This is a genomic window from Burkholderia sp. Bp9142 (assembly GCF_003853415.1).
Taxonomy (GTDB): Bacteria; Pseudomonadota; Gammaproteobacteria; order Burkholderiales; family Burkholderiaceae; genus Burkholderia.
This window is the reverse complement of the sequence record NZ_QTPP01000004.1, coordinates 47086-65713: the sequence shown is the minus strand read 5'-3', so window position 1 is coordinate 65713 and position 18628 is coordinate 47086. Positions and strand designations below refer to the sequence as shown.

The window sequence follows — 18628 nt, the reverse complement described above, 5'->3', positions numbered from 1 at the left end:
GGTCACACCGGCAACGGGGTGGGGAGGGGCGCGAACGGCACGGCTGCGCCGCTGGCGGGCCGCCTCGCGCCATCCGCGCCGGCGCGTTCTCGCTACCTTGCGCTCAGTGCCCGGCGCTCTGGCCGCCGTCCACATGCAGGATCTCGCCGGTGACGAACGGCGCTGAATCGAGATACAGGATCGCGCCGACGATGTCGCTCATCTCGCCCATCCGGCCGACCGGATGCAGCGATGCGAGCATCGCATGCGTGTCGGGTGCATGCATCGGCGACTTGATGATGCCGGGCGACACGGCGTTCACGCGGATGCCGGCCTTCGCATACTCGATCGCGAGCGACTTCGTCGCCGCATTGAGGCCGCCTTTCGTCAGCGATGCGAGCACCGACGGTACGTTGCTGTTCGCGTGGTCGACGAGGCTCGTCGTGATGCTGACCACGTGTCCGCTGCCGTGCCGCTGCATCGCCGCGATCGCGCGCTGCGTGACGTGGAAGAAGCCGTCCAGGTTCACGCGGGTGATGGCCGCATAGTCGTCCGCCGTGTACTGCGTGAACGGCTTCGCGATGAAGATGCCGGCGTTGTTGACGAGCGTGTCGACCCGGCCGAAGCGCTCGATGGCGGTGTCGACCACACGCCGCGCGACCGGCGGCTCGCCGATGTCGCCCGCGATGGTGACGAGATCGGGATCGTCCGACGGCCCGATCGAACGGGACGTCGCGACCACCCGATGGCCCAGTGCGCGGAATGCGTTGACCGTTTCAGCACCGATGCCTTGCGATGCGCCGGTGACGATGATGACTTTGGAAGTGCTCATGAGATGCCTCGACAGGTGACTGGTTTTCGGCTTCAGTGCCGACCGGATCGATGAATCCGATGGACCAGACTCTAGGCGCGCCGGGCCGGAGTTCGAACACCCACCGTGGACCAACAGTCTTGCGTCGCAGGAACAAATGCGGGGAAGTGCGGGGACGGCCGCGGCGGCGATCGGTGCAGCAGCGGTGTGGGTGGAGGTGACTCGACGTGACCGCCAACGAGCCGGCAATGGTGCGATGACGCGCGTCGAATCGGAATCGTCGTGAATCCGGACGTTTGCGCGGTCAAATGCTGCGAACGCTGCGTGCTGGTTTGCTCGTGACACATTGGGCACTTCGTTCGTTTGTCGATGCTATCCGGATAACTTTTCTTATCACAATAGCTTCATTGTTTGCACAAAGTCTCGAGTCTGAAAACGCGTCTGACCGAACCTTCACACGCATCATCGGATGGCTCCGAAAAGCGGATCAGGGCAGGGCTACCGCCGGATGCGCATGCTCGGTGCGCTATCCGGCACTCGTAACGCGACCCAAACTGGCGCAAATCTGCCCGGATCCGCAGATGCGATCCGATATCGCCCGCGCCGGACGATGCCGATCCATTCATGCCAGATGCTTGCTCCGGCCGAAAAATTCAGGGGGAATGGGCGGCGCTATACCCGGCCCACCAGCGAAGCGCCGAACGGGAATGCGAGTACGACCGTTGGGAGGCGTTCTGGGACGTGGCGCTTGCCGTTGTCGACTCGCTTGCCCCGGACGCCCGGAGCGCAACCGCGTGCGCGGATTTGCTTTACGCGATTGCGCGCGACCACGAGCTGGAACACGTTTCGAGCATGCCTTGTCGCGGTAGACCGCCACCGGCTTGCGTCGTCACACAAATCCTGCCAAGCCGTGCTCACGCAACCGGGCGACCAGCCGGCGAATCTGTCGTGTCGTCAGCCCGAGCCGTTCGGCCGCGCGGCCAGGCCTCAGGCCCAAATCCACTACAGCCTGGATTACCTTCAGACGGTCGAGTTCTCGCATGTTCAATGTCACCAGTGCTGTTCGGTGCATCGCCGGCTCCATGATCTGACGGGGAGCCGGCAAGCTTACCGAGGTCCAAACGCGACATTTCTAAATGGCTAGAACACGACATTTCTAAAAAGCTACTACAAACTTAACTTCGATAAATTCCATTATGTCAAATTAGAAATTTATCTGGAAACACCACTAAAATCCCTACCAGACGCCACCGGAATTCCGCCTCACCGGTCGCCCGCAGCCGTCGTTTCCAGCGCAAACCCGGCCTCGGCCAATTCGCCGACACGCAATGCCCCTGACGGCCGCCCGCCAGACGCCGTCTCCATCCACCGCAAACTGCCCGCAACACGACGATCAGGACAACCACATCCCCTGCATCTTGTGCGAGAAATGCGCGCGCTCGGCCGTCTCCATCAGCGACAGGAATTCGTCCTGCATCATGTGGATCAGCGCTTCGTGGTCGCCGGCCTCGAAATATACCTCCGGCTGCTGCGCGAGATGTTCCTCGAGGAACGTCTTCATGCCGTACGCCATGCATACCGGCGGCAACGCGCCCAGGTCGCAATCCTTGAACAGTTCGCGCAGTTCGATTTCCCTGGCGAGCACGAGATGGCGGCCGGTCTTGACCCAGAGGTCCGACAGCCGCACCGCGTGCGACGTCGGCAACACGGCGGCGACGTAGCCTTCGTCGTCCTCGAGCAGCACGGTTTTCGCGAGGCGATCGCCGGGGATATGCGCGGCGGCGGCCGTCTCCATGCTGGTATGGCTATACGGGTGGTACACGACTTCGTACCGCGATGACTTCTGACGCAGGCAATCCTGCAGGGTGGCTGACATAGGCATGGCACACCTCGTCTGGGCAAATCGGGCGAACGAAGATCGCTCCGGATTCGTTCAGCATAGGTCGCATTCGGCCCGATGGAAATCGCCGCTTCGCCCCTTCCTCATTCGGGCTCCAACTCCGGTTCCAACCCCTTTTCGCGCAGCCATTCGCGGTTGAAAAGCCGCGCTCGATAGATGTCGCCGCGATCGCACAGCAAGGTCACGATCGTGTGCCCCGGGCCCATCCGGCGCGCCAGCCAGACCGCCGCCGCGACGTTGATGCCGCTCGATCCGCCGACATACAGCCCCTCCTCGCGCAGTAGCCGGTAGACCATCTTCACGCACAGTGGATCATCGATCCGCACGGCGTCGTCGATCGGCGCGCCGGCGAGATTCGCGGTGACACGCGTCGAGCCGATGCCTTCGGTGATCGAGTTGCCTTCGGTGCCGAGGTCGCCCGTCTTCACGTAACTGTAGAGCCCGCTGCCGTGGGGATCGGCCAGCACGATCCGGACCTCCGGATTCTGCTCCTTCAGGTAGCGGCTCACGCCCGCCAGCGTGCCGCCCGTGCCGGTCGCGCAGACGAACGCATCGACCGTGCCCGCCGTGTCGCGCCAGATTTCCGGCCCGGTCGTCTCGTAGTGCGCCTGCCGGTTGACGACGTTGTCAAACTGGTTGGCCCATACCGCGTTGTCGAGTTCGTCCGCAAGCCGCCCTGCAATCTTCTGATAGTTGTTCGGGTCGCGGTACGGCGCCGCCGGCACCGGGCGCACGTCGGCGCCGAGCGTGCGCAGGATCGCCATCTTGTCCGGCGATTGCGTGTCGGGAATCACAATCACGCAGCGATAGCCGCGCGCGGCGCAGATATGCGCAAGACCAATGCCCGTATTGCCCGCCGTGCCCTCGACGACGGTGCCGCCCGGCTTCAGCGCGCCGCGCTGCTCGGCGTCGCGGATGATGTAGAGCGCCGCGCGATCCTTCACCGATCCGCCCGGATTCATGAACTCCGCCTTACCCAGGATCTCGCAGCCCGTTTCCGCGCTGAGCTTCGCCAGCCGGATCAGCGGTGTGCGCCCCACGCAGTCGACGAAGCCTTGTCGCACGTCCATGTCCCCCCCTTTGCATTCGCGCTCGCGCGCCATACACAACGAAGGATAGGACGCGCCGCGGCTATCAGCACCGGCTGCCGCGTACTAAGCTTGGAGAGCCCATTGCGGCGCCCGCGCCGCATCGCCAGACGAGGTCCGCCATGCTGCAATTGCAAACCGTCGCCGTCGACAAGCCCGAGGCCGTGAATTTCATTCTCGGCCAGTCGCATTTCATCAAGTCCGTCGAGGACATCCACGAGACGCTGGTCGGCGCCGTGCCTGGCATCCGTTTCGGGCTCGCGTTCTGCGAGGCATCGGGCAAGCGGCTCGTGCGCCGTTCCGGCACCGATGCGGAACTCGTCGAACTCGCGTGCCGCAATGCCAGCGCGATCGGCGCCGGTCACGCCTTCATCGTGTTCCTCGGCGACGGTTTCTATCCGGTCAACGTGCTCAATGCGATCAAGGCCGTCCCGGAGGTCTGCCGGATCTATTGCGCGACCGCGAACCCGACCGACGTGATCGTCGCGGAAACCGCGCAAGGACGCGGAATCGTCGGCGTCGTCGACGGCTTTCCGCCGCTCGGCATCGAGAACGACGACGACGTGCGCTGGCGCAAGGATCTGCTGCGCACGATCGGATATAAGGCGTAGACGCGGGCCGCCGGTCCGGCGCCAGACGCATGCCGCCCTCCGGCTGCGGCCGGTTCATGCGTAAGACGCGGCGGCCTGACCGTGACCCGCCGCCGGGTGCGGTGCGCCCGCGTCAGCGGCGGATCGGACCGCGCATCCGGCAACGTGCGCGCGCCGGGTCGCTAGTGGTTTGCACGCGCATCCCTGCGCCAATGGCGACCGGGTTCCCGCGAACGACTTTCGCCGCGCTTTCTCGGACGAATTCGAAAGCCACTGCATAAGACCGCGCGGCAATGGCGCGGACCGGCGAGGCGGACAGTCATGATCGCGTCTCTTCTGCCGGAGCCCTGTCCTGCAGACTCCGCTGCATCAAAGGCCCGGCCGCGGCCGGGATTTCCGGGTGCAGGAAAGCTAGACCGTTAGTTGCATTTAAGAGAACGAAGATACGCTCCCGTTTGCGTCGCGCCGCTGCCGCCCGGCTGTCCTATACTGGCCGCTACTGGCCGCTGCAGACCGACGGTCGCACCGACGCATCGGACGCGGCCGTCGACTCTTCCCGGAGCAACGTATGCATTACCAGCTGATCTACGAACTCGTCGACGATTACCTGTCCCGGCGCGACCAGTACCGCGCCGAGCATCTTGCCCTCGCGCGGGCGGCAACCGAACGCGGCGAGCTCGTGCTCGCCGGCGCGTTGCAGGATCCGGCCGACCAGGCCGTGCTCGTGTTCGAAGGCGATTCGCCGGAAGCCGCCGAATCGTTCGCGCGCGCCGATCCGTACGTGCAGAACGGGCTCGTCAAGTCGTGGCGCGTGCGGCCGTGGCGCGTCGTGGTCGGCAAGCACGCCCCGCACTAGGCGTCGAGGCTACAGCCACCCCGCCCGCTTGAAGCGCCACCACAACGCGAGATCGGCCGCGACCATCACCGCGATGCAGCCGTAGAAGCCGTACTTGAGGTGCAGTTCGGGCATGTTCGCGAAGTTCATTCCGTAGATGCCGGCGATCATCGTCGGTATCGCGAACAGCGCGGCGAACGAGCCGAGCCGCTTGGTCACCTCGTTTTCCGCGAGCGAGATCATTCCGAGATTGACCTGGATCGCGGTCACGACCATCTCGCGCCGCCCTTCGATCGTCTTCACGATCCGCTGCAGGTGGTCGTACACGTCGCGAAAGTAATGCTCCATCCCGCTGCAAACCTGCGGAATGCGGCCGCCGGTGAGCTTCGCGAGCGGCTCGATCAGCGGCGCCGTGTGCTGGTGCAGCATCACGAGCCGGCGTTTCAGCGAATAGAGATCCTCGATGATCGCGCGCGACGACGCGGGCGTGGCCTTCGTGAAGATGCGATCCTCGAGTTCCTCGAGCTCGTTGCCGAGCGTCTCGAGGATCGGAAAATAGCGATCGACGACCTGGTCCATCAACGCATAGAACACGAACGCCGACCCTTCCCGCAGCAGATGCGGTTCGTGCTCGCATCGCTTGCGCACCGCGCGGAAGTCCTGCTCGGTATGGTTGCGGATCGACAGCACGTAGTTCGGGCCGACGAACACGTTCAGCTCGCCGACCTTGAATTCAAGGTCCCCATCGAGCTCGACCGTATGCAGCACCGCGAACAGCGAATCGCCGTACTCCTCGATCTTCGGGCGCTGATGCCCCTTGCGGGCATCCTCGAGCGCGAGTTCGTGCAGCCCGAATTCCTCTCCCATCAGGTCGATCTCGCCCAGCGTCGGATCCTTCAGCGCGACCCACACGAAACATTCGGGCTTCGACACGTAGTCGCTGATGGCGTCGATATCGATGTCGGCCAGCTTGCGGCCGTCCTGGTATGCAGCACAGTTGATCAGCATGGTGTCCGTGATGTTGCCGTTTTCGTATCAGTTTACCGGTTTGCCGCGCCTGCGGCCCGGCTTGCGCGGCGCGCCGATATTGGTCATGATCGGACTGCATGCGCCGCGGCACGCGCACGGCATCGCTTCGACAGACGCACGGCATGGCCGTGCGGCCCAATCGTCAAGGAGACAGACCCATGTGGTATTTCTCGTGGATACTCGGCATCGGCGTGGCGCTCGGCTTCGGCATCATCAACGCGATGTGGCTGGAGGCGGAAGTGTTCTCGCGCGACGACAAGCGCGCCGACACGTCGCGCACGGGCTCGGGGAGCCGATATTCGTGACGCACCTGGTGTTCTTCTGCGGTCATGCGGGCACCGGCAAGACCACGCTCGCGAAGCGGCTGATCGGGCCGCTGATGCGCGCGACCGGCGAGGCCTTCTGCCTGCTCGACAAGGACACGCTCTACGGCCGCTACAGCTCGGCCGCGATGGGCGCCCTCACCTCCGATCCGAACGACCGCGACAGCCCGCTCTACCTGAAGCATCTGCGCGATCCCGAATACCAGGGCCTGCTCGACACGGCCCGCGAGAACCTCGCGCTCGGCATCGGCGCGCTCGTGGTCGGCCCGCTGTCGCGCGAAGTGCGTGACCGGCGCATCCTCGACCGCGCGTGGCTCGGCATCGGGCCGGACGTCACACTGACGGTCGTCTGGGTTCATACGGCGGAAGACGTCGCGCACCAGCGGATCGTGGCGCGCGGCAATCCGAACGATGCGTACAAGCTCGGGCACTGGGACGAATACCGGCAACGCCGCTTCGTGCCGACCGGCCACGAATGCGACGGCATCGTGATGTTCGACAACACCGCGCCGTCCGACGCGGACATCGATGCGCTGCTGTACCGCATCGCTCCGCCGGCGCCGCAGGCAACGATGGTCCCGCCGCTGCCCGCCTGAGCGGCACGCACCGCCCCGCTCTTCCCCGCTTCGGCACGCTTCAAGAAACAACGCCGGAAGCGCTGTTGCGCTCCCGGCGTCGTACGGCCCTCGTGCCAGAGACCGGCGTGCGGTCAGGCGACTTCGTGCACGCGCTCCATCGTGCCGCCTTCGTACAGCTTGCCGAAGCGGTTCGCGAGGAACGCCTTCAGCGACACCTTCTCCTGCGGGATGAAACCGCTCTGCGGCAGCTTCTTCTCGCGGAACAGATCCAGCACCGCGCACATCGCACCGGCCGTCGTGATCTGGATCGCGCTCATGTGCATCCCGCACACGTCCTTTGCGAAAATCTTGCGCGTGAACACGTCCTGCACGAGCTGGCCGTCCTTCACGCCCGTCACCGTGACGAACACCAGCACGACGTCCTGCTTCGTCGACGGCACCGCGCGGCGCATGATCGACTTCAGCGTGTCGCGGTCGCTCGACAGGCGCAGGTCCTCGAGCAGGAACTGCACGAGTTCGCGGTGGCCCGGATAGCGCACCGACTTGTAGTCGAGCGTCTCGACCTTGCCCGACAGCGTCTCGCACAGCGTGCCCAGGCCGCCCGACGTGTTGAATGCTTCGTATTCGGTGCCGTCGAGCGAGAAGTGCTCGAGGCCTTCGAGCGGCTGCACCCACTGCTTGCGGCCGTCGCGGATCGCTTCGCACGGCTGGCAGTATTCGTTGATCAGGCCGTCGACGCTCCACGTCAGGTTGTACTTCAGCGCGTTGGTCGGATACTCGGGCAGCGCGCCGACACGCATCTTCACGTCGCGCACTTCGCTGAAGCCGTTCACGAGCTCGTGGGCGGCGATGCCGATGAAGCCCGGCGCGAGGCCGCACTGCGGCATGAACGCACGGTCCGAACCGTCGGCCAGTTCGCGGATCGCGTGGGTGGCGCGCACGTCTTCGGTCAGGTCGAAGTAATGGACGCCGGCCGCCTTCGCCGCGGCGGCGACGTTGACCGCGAGGTAGTACGGCAGCGCGTTGACGAGCGCATCGAAGCCCTTCACGGCTTCACGGATCGCATTGGCGTCGGCCGAATCGACGCGTTGCGTCGCGATGCCTTCACGCGACAGCTTGGCGAGCGCATCCGCATCGCGGTCGAAGGCGACGACTTCGTAGTCGCCCGTTTCACGCAGCATGTGAGCAATGGTGTGGCCGATCAGACCTGCGCCGACGATGGCGATTTTCATGCGCTTATCTCCTGATGATGGGTTTGGTGTTGGTGTACGGCGTCGAGCCATGAACACAGTTTAGGGACGCGCAAAATCAGTTCCAAGACGAAGAGTGATGCGAAACAACCGATAAATTCGACGAAATGACGATACATTTCGTCATAACGACCAAATCATCTAAAAATCGCGTATATGACGCGCCGCAAACGGGCCGCCACGGACGCGATTGGACGGGCAAGAGGGAACGAACAAGACAGGACATGTGCACGCGCGGGAATCGTCGTGCACGCCCGGCAGGCACTCGACACGGCGACTGCGACGGCGACGCCGACGTGGCGATGCGCGAGGCAACGCCCCACCCAGCGGCTAGCGCCGGCGGCGGTCGTCAAAGGAAGGTAAGGAAGGTAAGGAAGGAAAGGAAGGAAAACGCCGCGCGACGCGTCATCCGCCGATCGTGCCGCGATCGATCTTGCGCGACAGAATGATCGACGTCGTCGTGCGCTCGACGCCTTCGAGCGTGCCGATCTGGTCGAGCAGGTCGTTGAGCCGCTCCGGCGAATCGGCACGCAGCCACGCGACATAGTCGTATTCGCCGCTCACCGCGCACAGCAGTTGCACTTCGGGCATCCGGTCGAGCCTGCGCAGCACGTCCTTGCCGAATTTCGGCGTGAGGATGATGCCAACGTACGCGTAAATGCTCGCATCGAGCACGTCCTGCCCGAGCCGCACGCTGTACCCGGCGATCACGTTCGTGCGCTCGAGCCGCGCGATGCGCGCGACGACTGTCGTGCGTGCGACGTCGAGCTGCCGCGCGAGATCGGCGACGCTTGCGCGCGCATCCGCTTGCAACAGCGCAACGAGTTGCCGGTCGAGGTCGTCGAGTTGGTCGAGGCGAGGTGGACGCATGAGGCTGGGCCGGCGTGCAGCGCGCCGGCGAAATGGAACGTGACGCGATGATAGCGCCGAACGCCGGTGCGCCCAAACGGCATCGCGCGCCGTCACGGGCTCACGCGTGGGCACCACCCTCCTCGCGCGCATGCGGCGCCCGGCGTGCCGATCGAACGCTACCGCCCTCCGCCCGCCATGTCCCTTTCAATTTCGATTCGTATCGGATGTAAGCAAGTGTCGCTTTCGCTGCCGCGCTGTACGCAACGTGCTACTAATAATGTGCGACGCGAGATGCGCGCTCGCGGCACTGGCCGCCGCGCCCGCTCGCACGACACCACCCCGGAGAGCCAACCATGAAGAAGATCTCGCTCACCCTCGCTACGCTCGCCGTTGCGGCCAGCGCATTCGCGCAAACCCCGCCGCAACCGCAGACGCCCGCACCGGCGCCGACGACGGCCGCGTCGGCGCCAAGCGCCGAGCAGCGTGCGGCACGCCACGAAGCACGCATCGAGCAGCGCATCAAGTACCTGCACGACCAGTTGAAGATCACGTCGGCGCAGGAACCTCAATGGAAAACGTTCGCCGACACGATGCGCGAGAACGGCGACACGATGGGCCGCCTCTATCGCACCCGGATGGAAAGCCACAACGTGTCCGCGGTCGACGACATGAAACAGTACGCGGAACTCGCGCAGGCGAACGCGGACGGCGCGAAGAAGCTCGCCGACGCATTCGCGCCGCTCTACGAGCGCTTCCCGGCCGACCAGAAGGCGCTCGCCGACACGACGTTCCGCAGCTGGCTGCACCACGGCGGCGAACACCGCGGCAAGGGCAACGCCAAGAGCAAGGAAGGCAAGGCAGCCGCCGCGCCGGCTGCCAGCACGCCCGCCCAACCCTGACGTCCGCCATGCCGGCGCCGCACGGCCCGCAAGGGCCAAACGGCGTCGCGCTTCCCGCGGGAAACCGGCGCGTCACACGGCGCGCCGATTTCGGGATAAGCTCCCGGCTTTTCCCGCACTTCCCCCACCATGCTCGAACTCAAGCACATCGATCTGCGTACCGACCCGCAGGCCCGTCGCGTCGTCAAGGACGAAACCGTCACGGTCGCCTTCGCGGATGCCGACGGCGAACTGATGAGCCTCGAAGGCCCGAACCGCTACGTCGCGGGCGACGCGCTGATCATCGGCTCGACCGGCGACCGCTGGGTCGTGTCGCGCGCGCGCTTCGACGCGAAGTACCTGCCTGCCGATCCGGCGCTCGCGCACGGCACGCCGGGCGCGTACCGGAACCGGCCGGCCGTCGTGCTCGCCCGCCGCATGGACGAGCCGTTCACGATCGCCCGCTCGGAAAACGGCGACACGCTGCGCGGCGTCGCCGGCGACTGGGTGATGCAGTATGCGCCCGGCGACTACGGTGTCGTGCAGGCGCAGCGTTTCGCACAGGTCTACCGCGACGCGTAACACGTAACGCGCTATACGCCGGCGTCGCGCCGGCGCGCGCGTGAGCGCTCAAGCGAAGTCTTCGTCGAGTTCGAGTTCCGCGTCGCGCTCGACGGCCTCGCCGGCCGCGTGCCGCTCCTCGAGCGAGCCCAGCATCGCTTCCGTGTACGCATGCAGCACCGCATGGCTGCGGGCGCGCTGCATCGGCCTGAGCGCCAGATAGCGCGCGAGCGCCGCCGGCACGATGCGGATGTCGAGCGTCATCCGCTTCGGCGCCGAGCCGAAGCGCATCGCGAGCCAGTGCACGGACAGAAACCGGCCGCGTTCGTCGCTGCTTTCGGCAAAGCGCGTCTGCTCCGGAAAGAGATCGCAGATCACGCGCGCGAGCGCGTCGAATTCGGCGCTCCGGCATTCGATCAGATAGTCGTCCATTCCGCCCTCCCGTCAGGCCGCCGCGTGCGGCGACCGGCACGTCTTCACCAGCACGGCGACCAGGATCGCGGCCAGCACGAAATACACGGCCTCGAGCGACCCGGCCGGCAGCACGCGCACCTGGTACAGCAGCGCCGGCGCGGCAGCCAGCGCATGCAGCACGATCGCGAGCGGCAGCGCACCCGCGCGGCCGGCGCGCACGCCGCGCCAGACCAGCACCGACAGCGCGAGCTGCACCACGAACGCCGCGCAGCGCTCGAGCAGCAACAGCAGGATCGACTGTGCCGACAGCGTCGCCAGCATCACGTGCAGCCGCACGACGGTATCGCCGGGCAGGTCCGCGAGCTGCGTCTCGAGCTGCCCGCGGCTCGCGAGCCACGCGAGATACGACCACTGGCCCCATACGAGCACGCCGACGAACCAGGCTTCGGCACCGGCATGGCCGATCCCGTAGCCGATGCCGCGCCCGTCGCCGGCCGACGCGCCGTAGCGGCGGTTCAGGAAGCGCATCCCGAGATAGCGGCCGATTTCCTCGAACACGGCAGTCGCGAGCGCGCTGTACGCGACGAACGCGAGCGGCTGCGTGAGCCAGCCGCCGGCAGGCGTCTGGCTCAGCACGAGGCCATGGAAGGCGCGTTCGACGATCATCGCGAACAGCGTGAAGACGGCGACGCCGACGATCGTGTCGCGGCGGTCGAGCGCAAGCGGCTTGCGCAGGGTACGGAAGAGAACGAACGGCAGTAGCGCGATGATCAGCGTGGCGGCGATCAGCACCGCCAGCGTGACGGGGGCGACAGTCATGAATTTCCTTGTTCGGGGCAGCGCACCTGACGCGCTGCGTGCCCCGAATGATACTCAGCTTGCGGTCGACGCGCGCGCAATCAGCTCGCCGCGCAGCATCGCGACGCGCACGTCGCCGGCCGCACCGTCGATGCGCTCGTGCACGAATTCGACAGCCTTGTAGCCGATCTCGTAGGTCGGCTGGCGGATCGTCGTGATGCCGATCAGTTCGGCCCACTCCGGATCGTCGATCGACAGCAGCGCGGCCTTTTCCTGCCATGCGGCGCCGAAACGCGCGCGCAGGTGGCGCGCGATCGCGAGCGCAACCGGCGCGTTCGCGGCGAACAGCGCCGCACGCACGCCGCGCCGCGTTGCGTCGTCGATGCGCGCGTCGAGGTCGGCGAGCGCCGCGGCTGCCGCGGCGGGTGCGTTCAGATCGAGCACGACCGTCGGCGGCACCGGCAGCCCGCGCGCGTCGAGGGCCGCGCGGAACGCAGCCTCGCGCAGGCGCCGCGAGCTGACGCGCTCGAACGGCTGCACGACGAAATGGATCGCATCGAAACCGCGCGCGATCAGGTGCGCGAGCGCCGTCTCGATCGCATCGGTGTTGTCGAGCCCGATCAGGTCGGCCTCGAAACCCTCGACCGTCCGGTCGACGAGCACGGCCGGGATGTCGCCGCCGCGCAGCGGGCGCAGCACGTCTTCCTCGGCGCCGAGCGCGTTGACGATCAGACCTTCGACCCGGTAGGTCGTGAGCAGCTGCAGGAAGCGCCGTTCCATCTCGACTTCATTCGCCGCGTGACAGATGAGCGGCATGTAGCCGAGCGCGTGACACGCCGCCTCGACACCCTGCAGCACTTCGACGGTATACGGATTGGTCAGGTCGGCCGCGAGCATGCCGAGCAGCCGGTTGCGGCCGCGCTTCAGCCCGCGCGCCATCTGATTCGGCCGGTAGTTGAGGCGCGCGATCGCCGCCTCGATCCGCTGGCGCAGATCGGCGGACAGCACGTGCGTCTCGCCGTTCAGATAGCGCGAAACACTGGTCTTGCCCGTGCCGGCTTCGCGCGCGACGTCGCTGATCGTCGCCGGACGCTGCGTGGAAGGGTGCGAATCGCTCAAGTCGTGCCTCGCGACGTACGATCCGCGCCGCTTCGTATGCGGACGGACCTTTGTTGTTGGATACGAAAGCCACCGGGCGGACGCCGCTGCCCCCATGCTTCGCGGTCGACCGAAACCGGCGCGTTCGCGCCCGCCCCGGTCACCTGAAACGGACGGCGATCGGCCGCACCGGACCTGGCACGGATGCCCGCCGCCGGACGCCGCCGGCCGCGTGGCCGGGTCGTCGATGCGACGAGCGGGCGATCATAACGCAGCCTGCCCTCCCGCACCAAGACCATCGACTCTAACGGCGCCGGCAGCCCCGCCGGCCGGCCGTCGCCCCTCAGGCGCGCGCAAGCGCGTCGGGGTTGACGAGGTTCGTGCGCAGCGTGCCGGCCAGCGCGCCGACCAGGTTTTCCGCGGCGCAGCGCGCCATCGCATGGCGCGTCTCGTGCGTCGCCGAGCCGATATGCGGCAGCGCGACAACGTTGTTCATCCGCAGCAGCGCCGAATCCGCCGGCAACGGCTCCTGCTCGAACACGTCGAGCCCCGCGCCGCGGATCGTGCCCGCGCGCAGCGCGTCGATCAGCGCGGCCTCGTCGACCACCGGCCCGCGCGATGCGTTGATCAGGATCGCGCCGCGCTTCATCTTCGCGAATTCGGCCGCGCCGATCAGGTGATGCGTTTGCGGCGACAGCGGCACCTGCAGGCACACGAAATCCGACTGCGCGAGCAGCTCGTCGAGCGTCACGCGGCGCGCGCCGTACTGCCTCTCGGCTTCGGCATGCGCGGAGCGGTTCGTGTACAGCACCTGCATCCGGAAACCGAGCGCCGCGCGGCGCGCGACCGCGCCGCCGATCCGCCCGAGCCCGACGATGCCGAGCGTCTTGCCCTGCACGTCGGTGCCGTACAGATCGGGGCCGATGCTGCGATGCCAGTGGCCGGCCTTCACCCACTCCGCCAGCTCGACCACGCGCCGCGCGGACGCAAGGATCAGCGAGAACACGGTGTCGGCGGTCGATTCGGTCAGCACGTCGGGCGTATGCGCGAGCACGATCCCGCGCCGCGTGAAGTCCGCGACGTCGAAGTTGTCGTAGCCGACCGAGATCGTCGACCAGGCCTTCAGCCGCGGCGCGCGATCGAGCATCCGCGGCGCGACCTTCAGGCTCGCGCCGATCGCGCCATGGGCGTCGCCGAGGGCATCGGCGAGCGCGTCGGCGCCGTCGGCCTGCACGACGTCCGCATGCTCGCGCAGGTACGCGAGGACGTCATCGGGCAGCGGCTTGTACGCGACGATACGAGGCTTCATCGTTCTCATTTTCCTTGCAGCGGCGCCGCGAGCGAGTGCGCATCGCGCGCCTGGGGTTTGACGGACAGCGTGAGGATCACCGCGGCGACGAGCGCGGCGCTCATGAACGCATACGACGCGACGGGCGACCCGGTCGCCCCGTTCAGGTAGCCGACGAAATACGAGCCGACGAACGAGCCGAGCGCGCCCATGCTGTTGATCAGCGCCATCGCGCCGCCGGCGACGTTCTTCGGCAGCAATTCCGGGACGATCGCGAAGAACGGGCCGTACGGTGCGTACATCGCGGCGCCCGCGACGACGAGCAGCGCATACGAGATCCAGAAGTGCGACGAGCCGAGCGCATACGATGCGGCGAACGCGGCCGCGCCGACCAGCAGGAACGGCCACACGAAGCCGCGGCGCGAGCCGACCTTGTCGGACGCCCACGACGCGGCGAGCATCGCGATCGTCGCCGCGAGATACGGCAGCGCCGACAGCCAGCCGGTCGCGACCATCCCGAGCTCGGAACCGTTCTTGACGATCGACGGCAGCCACAGCACGAAGCCGTACACGCCGATGCTCCAGCAGAAGTACTGCGCGCACAGCTTGATCACGGCCGGCGAGCGGAACGCCTCGCCGTAGTTGCGCACGGGCTTGATCGCCGCCTGTTCGGCCGCGAGCGCGGCGTCGAGGTCGCGCTTTTCCTGCGCGGTGAGCCACGGCGAATCGGCCGGCTTGTCCTGCACGAGGAACCACCAGCACACGGCCCAGATGATGGCCGGCACGCCTTCGGCGATGAACATGTGGCGCCAGCCGAACTCGTGGACCAGATAGCCCGACACGATCGACATCCACAGCACGGTGACCGGGTTGCCGAGGATCAGGAACGTGTTCGCGCGTGAGCGCTCGTTCTTCGTGAACCAGTTGCTGATGTAGATCAGCATCGCCGGCATCACGGCCGCTTCGACCACGCCGAGCATGAAGCGGATCACCATCAGCGACGGGATGTTGGCGACCACGCCCGTGAGCGCCGCGCAGGCGCCCCACAGCACGAGGCTGGCGAACACGAGCTTCTTGACGCTGCGGCGCTCCGCATAGATCGCGCCCGGAATCTGGAAGAAGAAATAGCCGAGGAAGAACAGCGCGCCGATCAGCGACGACAGGCCCTTGCTGATCCCGAGGTCCTGGTTGATGCCGGCCGCGGCCGCGAACCCGTAGTTCGCGCGGTCGAGGTAGGCGAGGCTGTAGGTGATGAACACGATCGGCATGATCGTCCACCAGCGTCGTGCTGCGAGATTGGCTGCCATCAAAGTGTCTCCTTGGTAGACCGGCATCGACGAATCGTTGCGCCGTCCGGCCTCATGCAAAACCGTGCGCGAAGCACGAAATGGGTCCGCGGATTGTGCCGTGTCCGGCCTCTCATTGCGCGGTGACGCTTTCCTCTAAGCGATCGGTGCGATTGCTGACGTTTTCGAGCTGATCGAGTGCCGCACGGGTCGGCAGGCCTTCCGAATCGCCGATCACCTGGATCGCGAGCGCCCCGATACGGTTGCCGCGCGCGACCGCCTGCTCGACGGACCGGCCTTCCAGCAGCGCGCTGACCACGCCGACCGCGAAGCCGTCGCCGGCGCCGACCGTGTCGACCACGTTCGCGACGCGCTCGCCCGCGACGGTGCCCTCGCGGCCGTCGGCCGTGCGGAAATACGCGCCTTCGGCGCCCAGCTTGATCACCACGCCGCGCGCGCCTTGTGCCAGGTAGAAGCCCGCGATGTCGGCCGGCGTGTCATGCCCGGTAAGCTGCCGCCCTTCGGCGAGACCCGGCAGCACCCAGTCGGCGAGCGTCGCCAGCGCATTCAGCGTCTTCGCCATCACGTCGGCGGACGGCCACAGCGTCGGGCGCAGGTTCGGGTCGAACGAGATCGTCTTGCCGGCCGCGCGCATCTCGCGCGCCAGCCGGAACGCGAGTTCGCACGACGTCGCGGAGATCGCCGGCGCGACCCCCGTCAGGTGCAGGTGCCGCGCGCCGAGCACGTAGTCGGCCACGTAGTCGTCGCACGACAGGTGGCTCGCGGCCGAGCCCTTGCGGAAATATTCGACGGTCGGGTCGCTGCCGTCGTCGTTGCGCGACTTCAGCTGGAAGCCGGTCGGGTAACGCGGATCGACGGTCACGCACGACGCGTCGATGCCTTCGCGCGCAAGCGTGTCGAGCACGTAGCCGCCGAACGAATCGCGGCCGACCCGGCTCATCCAGCCGACCCGGAAGCCGAGCCGCGACAGGCCGATCGCGACGTTCAGGTCCGCGCCCGCGATCCGTTTCGTGAATTGCGCGGCGTGCGCGAGGTGGCCGGGCTCGGCGGCAACGAACATCGCCATCGCTTCGCCGTAGGTCACGACATCGAGTGCTGCTTTCATGAATGAACTCCTCCGTATCCTTCCGGCGTCACGCGGCGGCGAGCCACGCGACGCGCCGGCCGGCATCGCCCGCCGGATCGGCCGCATCGAACGGAAACTCGATGCCGCGCGGCGCCGCTTGCGGCAGGGCCGCGAGCACGTCCGTGACGAGCAGATCGCCCGGCGCCGGCGCCACCGCGAAACGGCGCGCGCCCTCGCCCTCGACTGCCTTGCAATGAATGTATTCCACGTGCGGCGCGAGTGCGTGCGCGCACGCGAGCGGCGCTTCGCCCGGCCACTGCCAGTTGCCGATGTCGAACGTCATGCCGAGCGCATCCGGCATGCCCGCCTCGGTCAGCGCATCGAACAGCCCGCGGAACTGCGCGAGCGCGCCGCCCACCGCCAACTGGCCGTTCTCGACCACCACGCGGGCACGCGCGCCGCGCGACAGCGCGACGATCTCGGCCGCATGCGCGTCGCCGGCAAAACCGCCGAGCTGGAACTTGACGAAGCGCGCGCCAAGCGCGTCGGCTTGCGCGAGCGTGTCGCGCAGCGCATCGGCGTCGAGCGCGCCTGCTTCCGTGTACAACGTGGCCGGCGTCGAATAGACCGACCACAGCCCGTGCGCGGCGAGTGCCGTGCCGAGCTCGGCCAACGCGCCGGGCGCCGCGTCTTCTTCCGATGCGAACAGCTCGCGCCGCACCTCGAAGCCGGTCGCGCCGGACGCCGCCGCGGTCGCGATGAATGCGCGGTGGCCCTCCTGGCGCACGCGGTCCATCCCGAATGCGCTCGCCACGATCACGATGTCTGCCATGTCTGCCCTTTTTACCGGAATGGAACCGGTTCCATTTACTTGAGACGGATGGTGCGCTTCGCGCCTTGTGCCCGCCATAGAGGAAATCCCTAAGGCCGGTCGCCGCGTGAATACGCGCCCGTGCACGTGCATCCGGCGCGCTCCCGCAGCGGCTTGCGCCGCTTATCCGGCGTGGTGCGTGAGGCTCAGGTCGAGAAACTGCGCGGCCACGCGCGACGGCGCGGCGCCGTGCGGCACCAGGATCGAGAAATGGCGCGTGAGCGGCGCGGGCGCCAGCGAGCGCGGCACGAGCGCCGCATCCTCGTGGCGCAACGACATCGCGGACACGAACCCGACGCCCATCCCTGCGCGCACGGCCTCCTTCACGGCCTCGACGCCCGCGATCTCGAACGCGACGCGCATCGGCGCGCCGCCGTGCGCGAACGCGCGTTCGACGAGCTGCCGCACGCCGGAGCCCGCCTCGCGCAGCACGAGCGGATGCGCGGCGAGTGCGTCGAGCGTCACGCCGGCGTCATAGCCGGGCGCGGCGAGCGGATGTCCGGCCGGCACGACCGCGATGATCTCGTCCTCGTGCCACGCATGCACCGCGGTGCCGGGCGGCAGCGCCTCGCCGGGCGGCCCCTCGATCATCGCGATGTCGAGCGACGCCAGCGCGGCGACCACGTCGGCCGTATTGCCGCTCATCGTCTGGATCGCCACCCGCGGCGCGCGCGGCTGGAACGCCGCGATCAGGTACGGCAGCAGGTAGCTTGCCGGCGTCGTGCTCGCGCCGATCCGCAGCGTGCCGGCGTCGAGCCCGCGCACCGCGTCGCGAAACGCGCGCGCCTGCGCGAACGTGTCGCGCTGCGCGTTCGCGTACTGCGCGAGCTGTTCGCCGACCGGCGTCAGGCGGATGCCGCGGCCGTCACGCTGGTACAGCGGCTCGCCGAATTCGTCCTGCAGCAGGCGCAGCTGGCCCGACACGGCCGGCTGCGACAGATGCAGCGCCACGGCAGCGTGGCTGATGTTCAGATGTTCGGCGACGGCCGCGAACGTTATCAGTTGATCCGGGGTCATGGGGTTGAATTATCGGCTTTCCGGATAGTTTACGTCACAAATCACAATTTTTCATATCGATATAACCAAATTAGGATTAAGGCATCGCAACCTGC

General features: G+C 67.1%; 20 protein-coding genes and 1 pseudogene. 6 read left to right on the top strand and 15 right to left on the bottom strand.

What is annotated here, in order from left to right; genetic code table 11:
• Nucleotides 1-103: 103 nt before the first annotated feature.
• The 4 genes and pseudogenes from DIE22_RS06085 to DIE22_RS06070 all read right to left on the bottom strand — a co-directional run bounded on the left by DIE22_RS06085 (nt 104) and on the right by DIE22_RS06070 (nt 3760).
• The gene (locus DIE22_RS06085) at nt 104-811 is read right to left on the bottom strand and encodes an SDR family NAD(P)-dependent oxidoreductase (RefSeq protein ID WP_124604718.1); all 708 of its coding nucleotides are present in this window, start codon (nt 809-811) and stop codon (nt 104-106) included.
• 871 nt (nt 812-1682) lie between these two features.
• Nucleotides 1683-1862 (bottom strand): annotated as a pseudogene (locus DIE22_RS06080) (helix-turn-helix domain-containing protein); the annotation flags it as partial.
• Nucleotides 1863-2183: 321 nt separating this feature from the next.
• The gene (locus tag DIE22_RS06075) at nt 2184-2672 is read right to left on the bottom strand and encodes an aminoacyl-tRNA deacylase (protein ID WP_124501412.1); all 489 of its coding nucleotides are present in this window, start codon (nt 2670-2672) and stop codon (nt 2184-2186) included.
• 101 nt (nt 2673-2773) lie between these two features.
• Nucleotides 2774-3760, bottom strand: coding sequence for a cysteine synthase A (locus DIE22_RS06070; protein WP_124501411.1), 987 nt, complete (start codon nt 3758-3760; stop codon nt 2774-2776).
• 140 nt (nt 3761-3900) lie between these two features.
• On the opposite strand from DIE22_RS06070, the gene DIE22_RS06065 reads away from it, so the two are divergent.
• Both DIE22_RS06065 and DIE22_RS06060 read left to right on the top strand, forming a co-directional pair.
• Nucleotides 3901-4389 (top strand): adenosine-specific kinase, encoded by a 489-nt coding sequence (locus DIE22_RS06065; RefSeq protein WP_014896986.1) that lies wholly within the window; start codon nt 3901-3903, stop codon nt 4387-4389.
• Nucleotides 4390-4936: 547 nt separating this feature from the next.
• Nucleotides 4937-5224 (top strand): YciI-like protein, encoded by a 288-nt coding sequence (locus tag DIE22_RS06060; protein WP_124501410.1) that lies wholly within the window; start codon nt 4937-4939, stop codon nt 5222-5224.
• Nucleotides 5225-5233: 9 nt separating this feature from the next.
• Here the strand turns inward: DIE22_RS06060 and corA are convergent, their stop codons facing one another.
• Nucleotides 5234-6211, bottom strand: a complete 978-nt coding sequence (gene corA, locus DIE22_RS06055) for a magnesium/cobalt transporter CorA (RefSeq protein WP_124501409.1) — start codon at nt 6209-6211, stop codon at nt 5234-5236.
• Nucleotides 6212-6390: 179 nt separating this feature from the next.
• Between corA and cydX the strand changes: the two genes are divergently transcribed.
• Entirely contained in the window at nt 6391-6537 is a 147-nt protein-coding gene (cydX, locus tag DIE22_RS06050; RefSeq protein WP_124501408.1) for a cytochrome bd-I oxidase subunit CydX, read from the top strand.
• Entirely contained in the window at nt 6534-7151 is a 618-nt protein-coding gene (locus DIE22_RS06045) for an ATP-binding protein (protein WP_124604717.1), read from the top strand. The genes cydX and DIE22_RS06045 overlap by 4 nt, the downstream gene beginning before the upstream one ends.
• Before the next feature lie 113 nt (nt 7152-7264).
• Here the strand turns inward: DIE22_RS06045 and DIE22_RS06040 are convergent, their stop codons facing one another.
• A complete protein-coding gene (locus DIE22_RS06040; protein ID WP_040144221.1) occupies nt 7265-8365 on the bottom strand; it encodes a saccharopine dehydrogenase family protein in 1101 nt (366 codons plus the stop codon).
• A gap of 423 nt (nt 8366-8788) precedes the next feature.
• Complete coding sequence (locus tag DIE22_RS06035; RefSeq protein ID WP_006755043.1) at nt 8789-9253, bottom strand: Lrp/AsnC family transcriptional regulator; 465 nt, start codon at nt 9251-9253, stop codon at nt 8789-8791.
• 335 nt (nt 9254-9588) lie between these two features.
• On the opposite strand from DIE22_RS06035, the gene DIE22_RS06030 reads away from it, so the two are divergent.
• Together DIE22_RS06030 and DIE22_RS06025 are read left to right on the top strand one after the other, a co-directional pair.
• Nucleotides 9589-10134: a Spy/CpxP family protein refolding chaperone gene (locus DIE22_RS06030; RefSeq protein WP_124604716.1), complete on the top strand. Its 546-nt coding sequence runs from the start codon at nt 9589-9591 to the stop codon at nt 10132-10134.
• Between the two features lie 129 nt (nt 10135-10263).
• The gene (locus DIE22_RS06025; protein WP_124604715.1) at nt 10264-10695 is read left to right on the top strand and encodes a PGDYG domain-containing protein; all 432 of its coding nucleotides are present in this window, start codon (nt 10264-10266) and stop codon (nt 10693-10695) included.
• Nucleotides 10696-10743: 48 nt separating this feature from the next.
• Here DIE22_RS06025 and DIE22_RS06020 read toward each other — a convergent pair whose 3' ends face one another.
• The 8 genes from DIE22_RS06020 to DIE22_RS05985 all read right to left on the bottom strand — a co-directional run bounded on the left by DIE22_RS06020 (nt 10744) and on the right by DIE22_RS05985 (nt 18533).
• Nucleotides 10744-11106, bottom strand: coding sequence for a DUF3022 domain-containing protein (locus DIE22_RS06020; RefSeq protein WP_124501404.1), 363 nt, complete (start codon nt 11104-11106; stop codon nt 10744-10746).
• A 12-nt stretch (nt 11107-11118) separates the two neighbouring features.
• Entirely contained in the window at nt 11119-11907 is a 789-nt protein-coding gene (locus DIE22_RS06015) for a YhfC family intramembrane metalloprotease (protein ID WP_124501403.1), read from the bottom strand.
• Nucleotides 11908-11961: 54 nt separating this feature from the next.
• Entirely contained in the window at nt 11962-13005 is a 1044-nt protein-coding gene (locus DIE22_RS06010) for a LacI family DNA-binding transcriptional regulator (RefSeq protein ID WP_124501402.1), read from the bottom strand.
• Nucleotides 13006-13327: 322 nt separating this feature from the next.
• Nucleotides 13328-14293 carry an NAD(P)-dependent oxidoreductase gene (locus DIE22_RS06005; protein ID WP_124604714.1) on the bottom strand — a complete coding sequence of 322 codons (966 nt, stop codon included), beginning with the start codon at nt 14291-14293 and terminating at the stop codon, nt 13328-13330.
• A gap of 5 nt (nt 14294-14298) precedes the next feature.
• Nucleotides 14299-15579, bottom strand: a complete 1281-nt coding sequence (locus DIE22_RS06000; RefSeq protein ID WP_124501400.1) for an MFS transporter — start codon at nt 15577-15579, stop codon at nt 14299-14301.
• A 112-nt stretch (nt 15580-15691) separates the two neighbouring features.
• The gene (locus DIE22_RS05995; RefSeq protein ID WP_124604713.1) at nt 15692-16684 is read right to left on the bottom strand and encodes a sugar kinase; all 993 of its coding nucleotides are present in this window, start codon (nt 16682-16684) and stop codon (nt 15692-15694) included.
• 28 nt (nt 16685-16712) lie between these two features.
• Complete coding sequence (locus DIE22_RS05990) at nt 16713-17477, bottom strand: sugar phosphate isomerase/epimerase (protein ID WP_124501398.1); 765 nt, start codon at nt 17475-17477, stop codon at nt 16713-16715.
• A 162-nt stretch (nt 17478-17639) separates the two neighbouring features.
• A complete protein-coding gene (locus tag DIE22_RS05985) occupies nt 17640-18533 on the bottom strand; it encodes a LysR family transcriptional regulator (protein WP_124604712.1) in 894 nt (297 codons plus the stop codon).
• Nucleotides 18534-18628: the final 95 nt, after the last annotated feature.